At 33.3% G+C, this 16,660-nt stretch carries 11 protein-coding genes; 8 read left to right on the top strand and 3 right to left on the bottom strand.

Going from position 1 to position 16,660, the window contains the following annotated elements; translation table 11 throughout:
* The first annotated feature begins 30 nt into the window (after positions 1 to 30).
* The 3 genes from ACW9W3_RS02425 (at position 31) to ACW9W3_RS02415 (ending at position 2,794) form a co-directional block, all read left to right on the top strand.
* Positions 31 to 288 carry a ParB N-terminal domain-containing protein gene (locus ACW9W3_RS02425; RefSeq protein WP_457764574.1) on the top strand — a complete coding sequence of 86 codons (258 nt, stop codon included), beginning with the start codon at positions 31 to 33 and terminating at the stop codon, positions 286 to 288.
* Positions 278 to 1,210 (top strand): MT-A70 family methyltransferase, encoded by a 933-nt coding sequence (locus tag ACW9W3_RS02420; RefSeq protein WP_457764573.1) that lies wholly within the window; start codon positions 278 to 280, stop codon positions 1,208 to 1,210. Before ACW9W3_RS02425 ends, ACW9W3_RS02420 begins: the two co-directional genes overlap by 11 nt.
* A gap of 375 nt (positions 1,211 to 1,585) precedes the next feature.
* Positions 1,586 to 2,794 (top strand): DUF4145 domain-containing protein, encoded by a 1,209-nt coding sequence (locus tag ACW9W3_RS02415; RefSeq protein ID WP_457764572.1) that lies wholly within the window; start codon positions 1,586 to 1,588, stop codon positions 2,792 to 2,794.
* Positions 2,795 to 2,843: 49 nt separating this feature from the next.
* Here the strand turns inward: ACW9W3_RS02415 and ACW9W3_RS02410 are convergent, their stop codons facing one another.
* The 3 genes from ACW9W3_RS02410 to ACW9W3_RS02400 form a co-directional block, all read right to left on the bottom strand.
* Positions 2,844 to 6,227 (bottom strand): GmrSD restriction endonuclease domain-containing protein, encoded by a 3,384-nt coding sequence (locus ACW9W3_RS02410; RefSeq protein ID WP_457764571.1) that lies wholly within the window; start codon positions 6,225 to 6,227, stop codon positions 2,844 to 2,846.
* 64 nt (positions 6,228 to 6,291) lie between these two features.
* Positions 6,292 to 6,696, bottom strand: a complete 405-nt coding sequence (locus ACW9W3_RS02405; RefSeq protein WP_457764570.1) for a DUF7220 family protein — start codon at positions 6,694 to 6,696, stop codon at positions 6,292 to 6,294.
* The gene (locus tag ACW9W3_RS02400; RefSeq protein WP_457764569.1) at positions 6,693 to 7,448 is read right to left on the bottom strand and encodes a PD-(D/E)XK nuclease family protein; all 756 of its coding nucleotides are present in this window, start codon (positions 7,446 to 7,448) and stop codon (positions 6,693 to 6,695) included. Before ACW9W3_RS02400 ends, ACW9W3_RS02405 begins: the two co-directional genes overlap by 4 nt.
* 65 nt (positions 7,449 to 7,513) lie before the next feature.
* Here ACW9W3_RS02400 and ACW9W3_RS02395 point away from each other — a divergent pair, with 65 nt between their 5' ends.
* From ACW9W3_RS02395 to ACW9W3_RS02375, 5 genes are all read left to right on the top strand, one after another.
* Entirely contained in the window at positions 7,514 to 8,290 is a 777-nt protein-coding gene (locus tag ACW9W3_RS02395; RefSeq protein WP_457764568.1) for an HFX_2341 family transcriptional regulator domain-containing protein, read from the top strand.
* Between the two features lie 67 nt (positions 8,291 to 8,357).
* Positions 8,358 to 10,475 (top strand): type I restriction-modification system subunit M, encoded by a 2,118-nt coding sequence (locus tag ACW9W3_RS02390; RefSeq protein WP_457764567.1) that lies wholly within the window; start codon positions 8,358 to 8,360, stop codon positions 10,473 to 10,475.
* The gene (locus ACW9W3_RS02385; RefSeq protein WP_457764566.1) at positions 10,476 to 11,765 is read left to right on the top strand and encodes a restriction endonuclease subunit S; all 1,290 of its coding nucleotides are present in this window, start codon (positions 10,476 to 10,478) and stop codon (positions 11,763 to 11,765) included.
* Positions 11,762 to 15,340 (top strand): DEAD/DEAH box helicase family protein, encoded by a 3,579-nt coding sequence (locus ACW9W3_RS02380; RefSeq protein ID WP_457764565.1) that lies wholly within the window; start codon positions 11,762 to 11,764, stop codon positions 15,338 to 15,340. The genes ACW9W3_RS02385 and ACW9W3_RS02380 overlap by 4 nt, the downstream gene beginning before the upstream one ends.
* Positions 15,337 to 16,635, top strand: coding sequence for a restriction endonuclease subunit S (locus ACW9W3_RS02375; RefSeq protein WP_457764564.1), 1,299 nt, complete (start codon positions 15,337 to 15,339; stop codon positions 16,633 to 16,635). Before ACW9W3_RS02380 ends, ACW9W3_RS02375 begins: the two co-directional genes overlap by 4 nt.
* Positions 16,636 to 16,660: the final 25 nt, after the last annotated feature.

Here is a 16,660-nt window from a genome sequence, read left to right as displayed (position 1 = left end):
TTATCAACAAAAATATGGAAAGTAAATTGTATGAACATTAAAAAAATTCCACTAGAGAAAATTATCGAAGAAGAACGTATTAGGGAAGATCTGAATATTGATAAGATCTTTCTGTCTTCTCTCACAATTTCTGGTCTGTTAAACCCAATAACGGTAATGGAACTAGACAATGATAATTATCTATTACTTGCAGGAAAGCGTCGCTTGGAGGGATGCAGAAAACTTGGATGGGATACAATTGATGCAAATATTATTCCATCAGAAACGGAGGAACAAATTGAACATTGAAGATATTCTAAACAAACTTCCTAAAAAACTGCAGATTGAGATTCTAGAAAACGATACACAAAAACCATGGACTCAAAGTGAGAAGTCAAAAAAACAAAAAATTCTGCTAGAGGAAATACAGAAATACTCTCAGCAGGGGAAAAGAACAGACCTTGAGACTTCATCCAAGGATTTGGATAAAGTAAGACACGGAAGCTACGAAATAGTGGGCAATCTGACAAAAGAGAGTCATGAAACTGTACGAAAGCGACAGCATGTCTTTGATGCCATAGAAAAAAATCCTGAACTTTTCAAGAATCTCAAAAAGAATCTAGACTCTGGAAAGACTAGCTTAGATTATGGATATGGCATGGTACAACGAGAAGAAAACAGAAAAAAACCCACTCCGTCTCTCCCTTCTGGAGAATTCAATCTGATCTATGTTGATTTTGCCTGGGATTACAATCTGCTTCTATCTGGAGCACCAAATTACAAGACAATGACACTAGATGAAATAAAAAAAGAGTTTCCAAAACTTCCACTTGCTAAAGACAGTATTGTCTTTATGTGGGCAACAAACCCCAAACTGAAAGAGGCAGTGGATTTGATGAGCTTCTATGAACTGGAGTACAAAACAAACATTGTCTGGGTAAAAATGAAAGATAACAAGGTAAAATCTGGCACTGGACATTATGTACGTGGAGCGCATGAGCTGCTACTCATTGGAGTACGTGGAAGTCCTGGTGTTCCCTTTGAGTCTGACAGGATTCCTTCCGTGGTGTTTGCAGAGCCCACAGGACATTCGTCAAAGCCGTTGGAGTTTATCGAAATTATTCAAAAGCTATTTCCAAGAACAAAAAAGTTGGAAATGTTTGCAAGAGGAAAAAAAGATCCCATCTATGACTCGTCGTGGACTAGATATGGCAATCAGTCTGAAGACTAGAACTACAAATGCCTAAAATTTTGTTTTCCGATCTGAATCCCTAGTTAATTGACCAAAAACCAATTCATAATTATGACAAGTGTGACAAATGTGACTGGAACTAATGTTAATTATCGTATGATATTTTCAAAAATTGAAATTTGATCGGTTTTGAATAAAACTACCTTGCGATCCAAATTCGCCCATAATCGACTAAATCAACAAAAAATAATACACAATTATGATAAATGTGACTGGAACTAGTCCATAATCATCCATAATAATTTCAAAAATCAGAATTTGATCGGTATCGAAAATTGTTTCCATTTTTCAAAATTCAAGCAAACGAAGAGCATTATCAGAAATTCATAAAATCATCATGCTTCCAAATATCACATGGACAAACGCCATACTGATGAACTGATTTGGGGAGATTTTGAATCAGAAATAATAGAGATGCAAATCCCTCTATGGACCGCACAAGAGGTGATGAGGGCAAATGCAATGGATGGGGCATATGCATTATTCAACGGATTCCTGACATTTGTTATGTTCAAGCTAGGATACAAGCCAAAACTGCCCGAAAATTTCAAGGCAGACCTGGAGGACAACTCATGGTGGGTAGATTTTCTGGAGAAGCCCGAGTTTATGGGATTAAGTTTCCTAAATGAAGACAACTATGGCATTCAGCCTTTTGTATTCAAGCAGTTTTCAAACAAACTCGGAGAAGACATCACGATTTGTATTCTGTTGGATTGGTATGGATTTTACGAATGTGGACTGGCGCTAAAAAAATCAAAACTTCCTGAAGAATTAAAATACACTGATGAACTAAAAAATGAATTTCGTCTAAGGACCAAGAAAAATTTTGAATCTTTATTAAAGTACATGAAACATTTGAAAGACAAGAATTTTGCTGATGCACACAAGCTTGTTCTAAGATCTGACAAGCTTGCGGATTTTATCATAGCATTAAACGAGATGAACGATGATTTGTATGATTTTCCAAATGACATAATGACTAATGAGAAATGGAATCGATCATCGTATATGGAACGAAGTGAAATACTTGGCAGTGGAGAGATTGTATTTTGTACAGAATACAATTTTAGAGAATTACTGAAAAAATCAGAAATTAAAATTCCTAATGTCGAGTTCATCTCATTTGGTGAATTCATTCAAGACAAACTAGACTCTACAATAAATGAATGGTCAGATATTAGAGACAGATACATTTCCAGGCTCAAAGATTCTCTAAAGGGACCGTACATATCAAAAAATTACTCTGAGGCGATAAACCATCTCAAAGATTCAGAAAAACTTATTGAATCCAAAAATTACAGCATGGCGGTAATCTCTATTTCCAAAGCAATTGAAAGTGCAGTGAATACATTTTCTAAAAACTCTAAACTCCCAATGCGCAAGAAAATTGAATCATTGCGCTCCCATCCTGAACTGAAAAGTCATGTCAGAAACTTGCATCATGCATATACTACCAGGAGTGAGGCAGCACATGACAGTGGATGCAAAATCACTGAAGATGATGCACGCGACTGTTTTGGTATAGTGAACAGATTCTTACAAGATATCCAAAAAACCATTTGAAAAACATTAGTTGTTTGAGATTATTATTGCATTCTGTAATTTACCCTTCTCATCTGCAGTTATGGCAAAATACAGGCCTTATTCCATCAGGAACAAATGGAACTGAAAACTCTTTACCGCATGTTGTGCATGTGGCTTGATGCCTAATTGCCTGGCCTAGCTTTGGCTTGATTTCATCCCATCTCTTATCTACATCAAGGGATGTCTTCCACCATTCCTCAAATGGCGGAACTTCCGTGGTGGGCGTAACTGAGCCATAGTCCCCTTTTCTTGCAGTACTACCAGAAACTGCATTATAGCTAATATTTTTAGAAATAATCCATCTGTCATGATTCTGAAAAATTTTGGGATCTGGTGCAACTCTCATTTCACATGTGATTCCGCGTCCTTTCATATCTTTTTTAAATCGCAAAAAGTGACTTCGAAGTCTAGTGTCCATCTCTTTTAGAATAGAGATGATTCTAATTTCTTTCACATTGTTTTTCTTTGTCCCATCAAGCAAAATATCAAAGTCTTCAAAGTCAAAATACTTGTCAGTCCAGTATACATAGTCCATGCATGATTCTACTGCTCTGCGTAAAATTCTGACATTCTCATAAGGTGTTTCAGGCTTGATCATTGTTTTTTCTTCTTTGTTTACTGGTGCACCTATAATTTTCCTAATCTCTTCTAAGAGAATATTTTCCCTTTCATCTACAAATTTTTCAAATTGATCATTTTTGAGAAACTCTAGACATCTTTGATTAATAAAATGAGAATTCAAAACTTGTAAAAATTCATCCTCGTCTCCTCTAAACTTTTCTTTGATTGTTTCGGCGATATATTTAGAGGGGACTCTGTCTCTTTTTGTTTTTGTATTGGTATCTTTTGTTAGCCACGTCATATTGAGAATAGAATTCTCAAGGCCTTCTAGTTCTTTGATTTTAAATTTTGATTTTGGAAAAATATGATCTTTGTGAAGTTTACTTCCGTCAATAACAATTATGTGTTCAGGATCAACTGCATTATTTTTTGTAAGCATGCAATAAACTCCACGATAAATTGTATTATCAGCAGATCTTACATCTCTTAGTTTAAGCTTAGAATCATAATTTTCTCTAAAGTTTTTGATAAATGTAGGAACTTTGACATCATTTGCAAACCATTCAACCAAATCTGTAAAATCGCCTGACTTTTTGCTCTCAACTCCTGAGGAGAATCTTACATCAAAGATAGATGACCAATACCAATAATGGACTTTCTTCATACAATTATGCTGATCACTGTTAAAATTCTCAGTGATTTCTCTACGTAATGCAGCCAAAATTGGAATCATTGGCTCATAAGGCAACTCTTGTCTAGTTAAAACACCAAATCCATTATCTTTGTCTTCGAGATATTCTAATGCATCCTCTACATATTTTGACATCTCTTGCCATTTCTCTGTAAAACTCTGAACAGTCATTTTGTTTTTGACATAAAGATCTAGAATGTCTTTTCTTTTACAAGACTTTAGTTCAGTGTGTGCCAAAGAAATTGATTCAATTATGTACCGATTGATCTTTGTAATTTTTGGCTCTTCTTCAAAGTATTCTTTAATTTTTGGATAATCTTCCAGTGTTTCATCCCACAAATCTTTGAGAGGAACATTGTATCTGCTCAGTCTGACATTTAGTAAATCAAAAGTATTCAGCGGCTTTCCTTTTGAATTGAGATTCTCAAAAATTACAGCTACTGAATCAAACTTTACAGTTTCTGGTAAAACAATTCTGGGAATTTCAAACTGAGCAAAAACCCTGACTAGTTTGTTTCTAATTATATTTCCAATCTGATTAATTTTTAGTTGTTCTCTCTCAGATGACTCACTAAATCTATCCTCTAACCCTTGAATCCAACTGTTCATCTCTACATGATTTAATTTAAAGAATGGAAAGAGCAGTCTTTCAAGAGTTATCTTGTCTTCTAATTTTTCATCAGATACTAGAATAATGTCTTCTGATTGAGAATCATGCAGATATGCGTTAAAATCAATATAAAAATAACCTGGAAATCTTTTGTCTCGTTTTTCTTTCTTTGCAAATTCTGGAGGATTGATTGTATAGTTTAAGGAGGTAATTCTCTGTTGTCCGTCTAATACAACTAATTCCTCTGATTGTTTTTTGGATTTTACACCATGCACGGGAATTGTGTCTAATTTTTCATCTTGATCTGCCTTCCAGAGTAAAATTGAGCCTACATACTGTTCATTGAATATTGATGTTAGAAAATCTTTGACATCGTCTTTTTTCCAATCATAGTATCTCTGAAAATTAGGAATTACCCACTTGCAGTCTTGAATTTCATCAATAATTTCACTAATATGTGTAGGCTGTCTTTCGAGTGTTTTTATTGATCTTTGTAAATCAAGAAATCTCTGCTGTTTTGGGTCTACTGTTTTAAATAATTCATCCCAGTTGATTTTTTTGATTTTATCAATTTCAGGATCTGAATTATAATTGTCATATTCTTCTAATGCTTCTTCTTTAATCCATTTTGACCTTTCATCAGATACGCCAAAATACTCTATTTGAAACAATGTGTCTTTTTGTTTTGTTATTTTTCCTAATCCAAGACACTTGTATTTGTTTTCTGCAATTCTAAAAAATATCCCAATGGGAATATCGGCTTCATGACATTTTCTCAGCCAACTCATTTGTTTTTTGTTTTTTGTAGCATCATCCAAATCATAATTGATTAACAATGTAGGATGATCCCTATCAATTTCCAAATTCCCTTTAGATTGTGGAATTAACTGAATACTTTGAGCATAATCATCGCCTTTTGGCTTGTAAACGCCTTTGATTCTGTCATGTAATATTTGATCTTCAGATAACAGATTCTCTTCAGGAATCCCTCCTGCACGTCTTCCGCTTGTGATTCCTTGTCTTGTATAATTTTGTCCAATCCTTTTGAAAAACCACTTTAATGCAGAGATATGCCGCTCTGGAATTCCTTTTAATTCTAGAGTGTTAAGGGATTCTAGTATGTCTATATACTTTAGCCAATCATTGCAAGTTTGAATTAATTTTTCTTTTTGGTCTTTTGTTAAATTTTTAATCAATAATGAAATTTTTTCATCGCTTGTTTCAGTGATTTTATCTTCAAGTACATCAAAAACTGGAATACGAGAAATCTTTTTTGATTCAAGACTGGGATTATTTTTTAGCAATACTGAATACAATTCAGATTTTAATGAAGATCCGTCATCTTCTAGTAACTTTTTGATTACTATTGGCTGATAATTTGCCTTTGTATGAGATGTAAGTCTTGTTTCTAAGAAATCTAGAAAATCATCATATGTTGTAATTTTACCAGTTATGTTGTCACTAATCTCTTCAACCATTATGTTCTCAATCTTATGAATTTGTGAAGTTTTTAATTCATTCTCTATTTGTGAATCAGTGTTATGACTCAACTTACCATCTCCCAGAAAAACAGTGTTTCTGCATCATGCTTTTTTGGATCTCTGGTATGTTGTTTCATTTTTGTCTCCGATCTACTTTTTTGATTAATTTTATGCCTAATTTCAAAAAATTATCGTCAAACCCTACTCTTTCAAAAGCTCGTCTTAGATAGTATGTTCTCACAAAAGATACTGTTGCATAAACTAGAGTGACAAATAGATTTGCAACCATGAGGTCGTCTTGTAGCCATTCCATAGAGATTGGTAAAATTACGATTCCTAAACCATAACCTATTGGATAACTTCCAAAAGAATTCACAAATGCTTCAGACGCACTTTTACTTTTTACATCTTTTGTGCTGTCATTATCACACTTCATTTTCTTTTCACCCAAATCCTCAGGATTTTTTCTATTCCTTTTATCGCTGACCTTAGATTCTCTATTTGATTGCTTGAGATTTGATGAAAGATCTTCAATCATATCTTCTCCTTTGGCTTTGGTATTGACAAGGGCTTGTCTGTTAACCCGTTTCCTTCATCAAAGCATCTTGTTTGGTATTTACAGTACTTGCACAGTCCTGTAACTTCTCCTGCTGGTATTTTCTTTTCTGTAATTGACTCTTCAATTTCTTGGACTCTGGTCTTTAGCCAATCACTCAAGTCTCTCTTTTCTACCTTGTATGTTACAATGTCTGACATGTCAGCATAGACAATGTTTAGATTCTCAACAGGCATGTATTCTGAGAACATTGTATCGTACACCTGTAACTGTAAAATATGCTCAGGCTTTGGCAGGAATCCTTGCTTTATTTGCCATTTGACAAATTTTGTTGTTTTCAGATCTATGATTGTTTTTGTTTTCCAATCATACATGTCAAGTCTTCCTGCAACTGTTGCGATTTTTTTATCCTTTAATGGAACATAGTATTCCATGTCCATCTCTCGCCATTTGTAGGCATATGTCATGTTGTGTAAAAAGTCACCACGGACTGTTGCCCACATTGACTCTAGTGTTGTGTCTGCCAGTAATTCCTCTTGAGGAATTCCTTGCTGTTTGTATGATGATTTTCTCTGACATCCTACAATTTCAGTCACTGAGTATCTTGACTTGTAATTGATTTTTGATAATCCATTTCGTTTTTCTAAAAAGTTAACGATTCCTTTTGGTGGATCTATCTCTCGTGCTAAAGCGGTAAGGTCGCTACCCATTTGTTTTGAAATTATCTGTTTCATGAATAATAATACGTTAGAAAATCGATAATCTTTTAATCGGACAATACGAAAAAATATCGTATAATTTGGTTATTCACATTGCATTAATTGGAAGGGAAACTGCTCATGTTTGGCCAGGTCTGAAAGAAATAATCCCTGCAGATAAACTGTACCTGCTTCACAGCCCAAATACAGAGCGTGACAAATTTGCTGACAAAGCAAAAAAACTCAAAAAAGAAGTCGAAAAAACTTTTTGTGAAACAGTACTTGTAAAAATTAATGCTTTTGAAATGATGAACATTTTAGAAATTATTGATAAAATAGTATCTGATGAAATAAAAAAAAGTGATTATGATTTAGATACAATAGACTTTGCAGTAAATGTTACTGGTGGAACAAATATCATGGCATCAGGCGCTACACTTGCTGCAATGCTAACAGGTACCAAAGCATACTATGTACAAGACAGTAGAATAGGACTAAAAAGAAAAAAATATGCAGAATTTCTTCCAATACCCCCCATCAATATTATTCGCTCACTAAGCAAGTCACATCAAAAGATTCTGCAAACTTTAGAAAACGGATCATTTGAGTGGAAAGGTGAAAAACAACTGGGGGTCATGAAAAACAAAGACTTGGAAAAGAAACTAAAGATGAGAACATCATCATTGAATTCAGCCGTTAAAGAACTTGTAAAGAAAAGATTTGTTGAAACTAAACGAGGAGTTCCCGTAATCAAATACAAGAAAGGCAGTGCTGATCAAAAACCTGTTGAAGTAGAAGAAATATTGGAGAATCAAATGTTAGTATGCATTACTGATTTGGGAAAGATTCAGGCAAAAAAAGCAGCATTACGCAAATAATCTCTTACGATAATTTTTCATATGATACGAAAAAAATCTCTAGTATTATTTTATTACTAATTATAATATGGGAAAAAACACAAAATCAAATCAAAAAAGCCTAAAAAACAAGGCTAAAAAATATGAAAGTACTATTTATGAATCAAACACAACCCCCATAAGCAGGTCAAAACATGGAAAAATAATGGTAGAACAAACTCCTTCCCAAATAGCAAATATTCTATGGAATGCCAAGGAAATTCTTCGAAATGATTACAGACTAAGTCAATACAGACACGTAATTTTGCCATTTGTTGTTCTCAGAAGACTAGGCGGAGTTGTAAAGCCAAAAAAAGATGTAATGATAAAAGAATCAAAGAGATTAGGTAAAGGAAAAGAGGCTTTGCTTCAAAACAGAGTCAAAGATCTAACTGGATTTGATTTTTACAATATCAGCGATTATGACTTGCCTCTGCTAGTTGCAGATCCAGATCATATTCATAAAAATATTAAAGAATACATGAGAGGATTTTCTGGAAATATATCTGAAATTTTTAAACGATTTGATTTTCAAACATATGTTGACAAATTAAAAGAGCAAGGCCTACTATACAAGACCGTAAAATATTTTGCAGATGCTCCACTGGATGTCGACTCTGTAGACAATCACAAAATGGGAACAGCATATGAAATGCTGATTCAAACATCAAGTGAAGCATCAAATGAAGAAGCTGGTGATCACTTTACCCCCAGAGAAGTTATTCGCTTGATGGTAAATCTCTTGTTTGCCGGAGAAAAAGATATTCTTAGCAACAAACGACTAATCAAAAGAATCTATGATCCTGCATGTGGGACAGGCGGAATGCTCTCCATTGCAGAAGATTACATTAAAGAAAAATATCCAAATGTAACTCCTGAAATTTTTGGGCAGGAAATCAATGACATGACATATGCCATATCAGAATCTGACATGATGCTAAAAGGACTAGAGCATGATATTGCCTATGGAAATAGTCTAATTGTAAAAACCCCCACCAAATTAGGCGATGCATTTCCAAATGAAAAATTCGACTACATGCTTTCTAATCCTCCATATGGAGTAGATTGGAAAAAATACGAAGAAGACATCAAATCTGAGGCAAAGCATGGTTTCAAGGGGAGATACGGTGCAGGATTACCGAGAACAAGTGATGGCTCGTTATTGTTTATGATGCACATGATTTCAAAAATGAAAGAATCTGAGACGGGTTCTAGAATTGCAGTTGTATTCAACGGTTCTCCACTATTTACTGGAGAGGCTGGAAAAACAAAAAATGAAAATAGTATTCGTAAATGGATTATAGAAAATGATTGGCTTGAAGCAATTGTGGCATTGCCTAAGAATTTGTTTTTTAATACAGGAATACAGACATACATCTGGATTGTCACAAACAAAAAAGATCCTAAAAGAAAAGGCAAAGTTCAGCTTGTCAATGCAGAGTCTTTTTCAGATAAAATGAAAAAGAAAGTAGGTGATAAAAGCAACGAGATTACCAAAGCACAAATTAAGGAAATTACAGATATTTACAAATCCTTCAAAGAGGGCGAAAACTGTAAAATTTTCAAAAACACTGACTTTGGATATTATCGTGTAACTGTTGAGAGGCCAAAAAAGAGACGATTCCAAATTACAGATGAGGGAAAAGACAGACTACAACAACAAAAAACATTCAAGAGTTTGCCTGAAGTAAAATCAAAAAAAGATGTCAGCCAAGAAGATGTCTTGGAAGTGGTAAATTCCCTTCCCACAAAAGCTTACAAAAATTATGATGATTTCAAAAAAGTAGTCAAAAAAGAATTTGAAGACAAGAATTTAAAACCCAAAGCGTCAATTTACACCGCAATTGAGAATTCTTTCTCAGAAAGAGATGACGATGCAGATCCACAATTAGATAAACATGGAAATCTTGTCCCAGACTCTGATTTGCGAGACAATGAGAATATTCCTTTGAGTCAAAACATTGATGAGTATTTTGAAAATGAAGTAAAACCATATGTGCCAGATGCCTGGATTGATGAATTTACACTAGACAATATTGGATATGAAATTCCATTTACAAAGCACTTTTACAAATACAAACCACTACGTCCTCTTGAAGAAATTGATGCAGAAATAAGAAAACTACAGAAAGATATTGTTTCAGGATTGGACGAGTTGATGAAATGAATGAAGCAAGACATTTACAATTTAATGGAAATACCTTGGTTTTCAAATATTCCAAACGATTGGCAACTTATTAAATTAAAATATCTTGGAAATATTATTACTGGAAATACTCCTTCTACAACTGACGACAAAAATTATGGTGGTTCATTTTTGTGGGCTGGTCCTACTGATTTAACTGATAACATCTACGTAAAAAATACTGAAAAAAAACTTACAGAAAAAGGAAAATATCTTAGTAGAATAATCCCAACTAATTCAATAATGCTTTGTTGTATTGGAGATGTTGGAAAATTAGGAATTTCAAAAACAGAAATGTCTACAAATCAACAAATAAATTCAATTTTTTCTACAAAAATTGATCACGAATTTTTATATTTTATTCTCAAAACAAACTCAAAAATCTTAGGATCATTTGCAAATACCACTGTAGTACCAATTTTAAATAAAAACCGTCTTGGTAATTTTAAAATTATTTGTCCTTTAGATGAATCTACACAAAAACAAATTTCTAACTACTTAAAAATTAAAATTGAAAAAATTAATGATCAAATCTCACTTTATGTTAAAATCGTTTCTAAGTTAGAAAAAAAGAGATCTGCACAAATTTCTAAAATTATTTCCAAAGGATTAAAATCAAATAATTTAACACAAAAAACACATATTTCTTGGTTAGGAAACATTCCTGAAAATTGGGAACTAACAAAATTTCGAAAAGTAATTAAGAAAAAAAATCTTAGAAATCAATTTGGATTAGAAACAAACATGCTTTCTGTATCTCAGTCTTTGGGTATAATTAAAAAAGAATATGATTCTGACACTCAAATTAAAGATATTGTTGACACATTGAGATGTTTTATTGTTGAGCCTTCAGATTTAGTTGTCAATGTAATGTGGTTGCAATTTAGAGGAATAGGAATATCGTTTACAACAGGCATTGTCAGTCCTGATTATCATGTATATCAAATTAATTCAAAAATCATTCGTCCAAAATTTTTTAATTATTTAGTAAGAAGCGATTTGTATCTAAATGAATATCCAAAATACCTTAGAGGAATTAGGCCTAATTCTTCAAGGATGACAGAATATGATTTTACACGATTACCTATAATTATCCCTCCTATAACTGAGCAGGATATTTTAATTGAAGTTCTAACCAAAAAAGAAGATGAAATTAATGGTTTGATTTCTAATACTCAAAATTTGATTGAACAATTACAACATTATAGAGATTCATTAATAGAAAAAATTTCAACAGGGAAAATTGATTTGAGTGAGGTTATCGCAAAATGAAATTTCAAGAAAGTAATTTTGGAGATCATATTGTATCAAAACTACAAGATGGAAATTATCGAGAAAGAATCCCAAAAAATTTAGATCCTCAAAGAACATTGGATGCAGATTTAGTTTTAGAATTTCTCAAAACATCTCAACCATATTCATGGAAAAAACTACAAGAAATACATGAAACAGATTTGGATGATTTTGTTTTGGATACTTTATCCTCAGAGCTTGATTCTCGAGGAACAATTGATGTTATACGAAATGGCCTTAGAATATCTGATATTTTATTTGATTGTGCCTATTTCAAGCCTGTTTCTACACTAAATAAAGAGGCCCAAGAGCAATATGACAAGAATATTCTCTCATACATCAGAGAGGCAAAAATTGATCCAGTAAAGCCAGGATTAGTTGATATTCTGCTCTGTGTAAACGGATTACCTTTAGCTACTGCAGAAATAAAAAATCTTGAAACAGAGCAGACATACAGGAATGCAGAAAAGCAGTATCGTGAAGCAAGAGATCCTGATGCAAAATTATTGCAATTCAAAAAGCGAACCCTTGTTCACTTTGCAATAGACCAGCACAATGTATCAATGTCTACAAAGCTTGATTGGAATAAAACAAAATTCAGACCGTTCAATCAGGGAAGAAATGACGGTGCAGGAAATCCTGACAACAAGCCATACCGTACATCATACCTCTGGGAAAAGATCTGGCAAAAAGACATTTGGCTTGACATTTTCAAAAATTTTATTCACATAGAAACAGAAGATCCCGTTGATGCGCTAGTCCCAACAAAAGAATCAGTAATCTTTCCAAGATACCACCAATTAGATTGTGTTTTGGATTTAGTAAATGCATCAAAGGAAAACGGTCCAGGAAAGAATTACCTTGTACAGCACTCAACAGGTAGTGGAAAGAGTAACTCTATTGCATGGCTTGCATTCAAGTTATTCTCACTACACAACAATGACAACAAGCCTGTCTATGATTCTGTGATTGTTTTATCTGATAGAGTGGGAATTGTAGGCCAATTACAAGAAACAATATCACAATTTGAGCAAACATCGGGAGTTGTAGAGGGAATAAAGACCAGTCAAAGTCTGGCTGATAATCTAAAAGAGGAAAGAAAAATTCTCATCACAACACAGCAAAAATTCCATAATCTCTTAGACGGGGACAAGCTAGACACTCTCAAGGGAAATAATTTTGCAATAATTATAGATGAGGCTCACAGCTCCCAAGGTGGAAAAAGCTCCACAAAGGTAAAGATGACATTGTCTCTAAATGAGGACTCTCAAAAATCAGAGACTGAATTTGAAGATGAGGATTTTGTTGACAAATTAGAAAAAGCAATGAAGGACAGGGCTCCAAAAAAGAATCTCAGCTTTTACGCATTTACTGCCACGCCTAGAGATACTACATTACAACTCTTTGACATGCCTGGAAAAAATGGAAAACCACCATTTCACGTGTATTCCATGAATCAGGCAATAGAGGAGGGATACATTCTAGATGTGCTCAAAAACGTAATCACATACAAGCGATTCTTTGAGGTTCAAAAAACAATCCCTGAAGACAAAGCTGTAGAGGCTACAAAGGCAAAACGTGCAATCATGCAGTTCATTGATGAACATGAGATTAATGTTGAGCAAAAATCAAAGGTGATTGTAAACCATTTCCTAAAACATACCATTCATAAAATTTTAGGCCAGGCAAAGGCAATGGTTGTAACGTCCAGGCGTTCTCAGGCATTAAGGTACAAGCAAAAAATTGACGAATACCTAAAAGAACTTGGGAGAGATGACGTCAAAACATTAGTAGCTTTTTCAGGAGATCTCTTTGATGAGACAACAAAAGAAAAACTAAACGAGCAAAAAATTAACGGTACAGCAACAGATGAGGAATTAAGAGAAGAATTTGAAAAGCCAGAATTTAGAATTTTAATTGTAGCTGACAAGTATCAGACTGGATTTAATCAGCCAAAACTGCATACAATGTATGTTGATAAGAAACTAAAGGATATTCGTGCAGTTCAGACATTATCTAGACTAAATAGAACATATGATGAAAAACACGATGTCTTTGTATTATTATTCAAAAACGATGAAGAAGACATCAAGGAATCCTTTGATCCATACTATACAAGAACGGAACTGCTAGATAAAACTAGTCCAAAATATTTACAAGAACTGTATGATCTAATTTTAGGAAAAGGACTGGTGACAAAAGATGATATTGATAATTTTGTAAAATTGTGGCTCGATGACTCTACAAGACCAATTGATGAAATTGAAGAGGAGAAAAATAATATTATTTCTCCGATAATTTCTGCATACGATAAACTAGATGATGTTAAACAAGATGAATTTAGATTAAATCTTCGCAGATTTACAAAAAACTATTCTTTTCTCAGCCAGATTGCAACTTATGACAATCCTGATTTTGAAGGACTGTTCATATTTGGTGTTCATCTGCTAAAATTCCTCAAAGGTGGAAGTCACTATGACTATGTTCCAGAGCCTGGAGATCTCACACTAAAGCAGTATAGGCTGATAAAAACAGGCACACATTCAATCAAGCTAGACGAAGAGGCAGGAGAACTAGTAACACAGGGAACTGTTGCATCTCCCCAGACGCCTGAGCAATTGGCGTATCTGTCAGAGATTATCAAAATAATTAATGATAGAAATGGTGGATACGAGTTTACTCCAGAGGACAAAATCACTGCTGATGAATGGAGAGAAATTTTAGAAAACATTCCAGAATTGCGGGAATATGCACAAGACAATGATTACGAATATTTCCAAAACTATTTTGAAAAAGAATTTGATAAGGTGGTTTCTAGAAGTTTTGATTCAAATCCAAAACTAGTTTCCAGATATTTCAGTGATGACAAGCTCAAAAACGAAATCAGTAAAAAAGCAGGAGAGTTGTATCACAAATGGGTACAACAAAACAATCTTCCTCCAATAACAAAAACAACTCCTGCACTAAACAGGATGAATTTCAGACAAACAATTGGCAAATGCAAGGGATACATTAGCTGGACAGACAGATACTTTGCAACAGACACTCTGAAATATTTGATGGATGGCATGGATTCAGAAAATGTAACAGAGGTGAAACTCTTGGCTAGCATTTACCAGTCAGGAATGAACAGAGATCTTTACAGTCAATTCAAGAATTTCCAAGAAGAGATGAAAAACAAGGGAATTGACTGTAAACTACGTGTTATCGTAGATAAGGATCTTCATTATGAATTGCATGACAGAATTATTGAAGGAGAAAATGTTGTGTATAACGTTCCTTCTGCAAAACAAGTAGACAAGGGACAATACAGTGAAATCAAAAAGACACCAAATAGACCACCATTTGATAATTGGTGGAATAATTCTGGGAATTTAGATTTGATTTCAGATTGGGATAAAATTGAGAAGAAAATCTCTGAGCAAAAATCAAAGAAAATGTATCCTGCTGTATGCTCTGAATGTGAAAAGCAAATCCAAGTGCCATTTGCCCCTGATGGTATTAGACCAACATATTGCTCTGAGCATTATCATCTGTTGGGAGGATCTAGTTGAAATTCCAAAAATATGAAAACACAAAACCTTCAGATATTCCATGGATAGGAGACATTCCTGAAGAATGGGATGTAAAGCCACTTTTTGCATATTGTAAAGAAAATCATGAAAAGAATACTGATGGAAAAGTAGACCATGTCCTTTCTTTGAGTTATGGAAATATAATTAGGCGTAATGTTGAGGATAATTTTGGACTCATACCTGAATCTTTCAATTCCTATCAAATTCTAAAACCTGGAATTATAGTACTTCGATTAACTGATCTACAAAATGACAAAAAAAGTCTAAGAGTAGGACTTGCAAAAGAAAAAGGAATTATCACTTCTGCATATGTGGGATTGATACCAAATTCAAAATTTAATCCTGAATATCTGTACTACCTTCTTCATTCATATGATATTCGTAAAGTTTTCTATGGAATGGGTGGGGGAGTTAGACAATCAATGAAATTTTCTGATTTAAAGAGAATACCTTTACTTTTACCTTCTATATTAGAACAAAAAAACATTGTTTTCTTTATTCATGAAAGAAACCAACAAATTGAAAAACTAATTGATTTTTATAATTTCATTTTATCAAAATTGAAAGAAAAAAAAATAACCATGATTAATAATTTCATTACACAATCCCTTCATATGAATCCAAACTTTTCAAATTCATCTAATAACTGGATAGGAAAATTACCAAAAGATTGGAAATTGGAGAGATTGAAATATCATACTATAATAAATCAAAAAGATTTATCTGATAAAACAGATCCTGATTTAGAAATTAATTACATTGAAATCGGTGATGTCAGAATAGGCGAATTTATCAAATCTCCAACAAAAATGCTTTATGGAGTTTCTCCTAGTAGAGCTAAACGAATAGTATCTAATAATGATGTAATTTTTTCAACAGTGCGAACAAATTTGAAAGCGATAGGTTTCATCGAAAATAATATGGATAATTATATTTGTTCTACTGGGTTTGCAGTTATTACCCCGCAGTCTACCTTAATACCAAAATTCCTCTTTTATTTTTTATTAACTGATGGATATGTTCATACTGTAATGGCAAATTCTGTGGGTGTTTCATATCCCGCAATAAATTCATCAAAACTTGGAGCTTTTTTTAGTATCATTCCTCCAATTGAATACCAGAAATCAATTTCAGAATTATTAGATAAAAAAATTGACAAAATTCAATTACTCTCAAATAAAATTTCATTACAAATTGAAACTTTAAAAAAATTCAAAAATGATATGATTATGACTTATGTGTTTGGTCATTCAAAAATCATGCCTAAAAATTAAACTAATACTGAAATTTTTCGTATAA

It is taken from the genome of Candidatus Nitrosopumilus sp. bin_68KS (assembly GCF_054095825.1).
Note: the sequence above shows the minus strand (reverse complement) of the source record. Positions and strands in the feature narration are given on the sequence as shown.

Bases quoted from the DNA above. Each gene is read 5' to 3' on its own strand.
- ACW9W3_RS02425 (WP_457764574.1), top strand. From the start codon at position 31: ATGAACATTAAAAAAATTCCACTAGAGAAAATTATCGAAGAAGAACGT.
- ACW9W3_RS02415 (WP_457764572.1), top strand. From the start codon at position 1,586: ATGGACAAACGCCATACTGATGAACTGATTTGGGGAGATTTTGAATCA.
- ACW9W3_RS02405 (WP_457764570.1), bottom strand. From the start codon at position 6,696: ATGATTGAAGATCTTTCATCAAATCTCAAGCAATCAAATAGAGAATCT.
- ACW9W3_RS02400 (WP_457764569.1), bottom strand. From the start codon at position 7,448: ATGAAACAGATAATTTCAAAACAAATGGGTAGCGACCTTACCGCTTTA.
- ACW9W3_RS02390 (WP_457764567.1), top strand. From the start codon at position 8,358: ATGGGAAAAAACACAAAATCAAATCAAAAAAGCCTAAAAAACAAGGCT.
- ACW9W3_RS02385 (WP_457764566.1), top strand. From the start codon at position 10,476: ATGAAGCAAGACATTTACAATTTAATGGAAATACCTTGGTTTTCAAAT.
- ACW9W3_RS02380 (WP_457764565.1), top strand. From the start codon at position 11,762: ATGAAATTTCAAGAAAGTAATTTTGGAGATCATATTGTATCAAAACTA.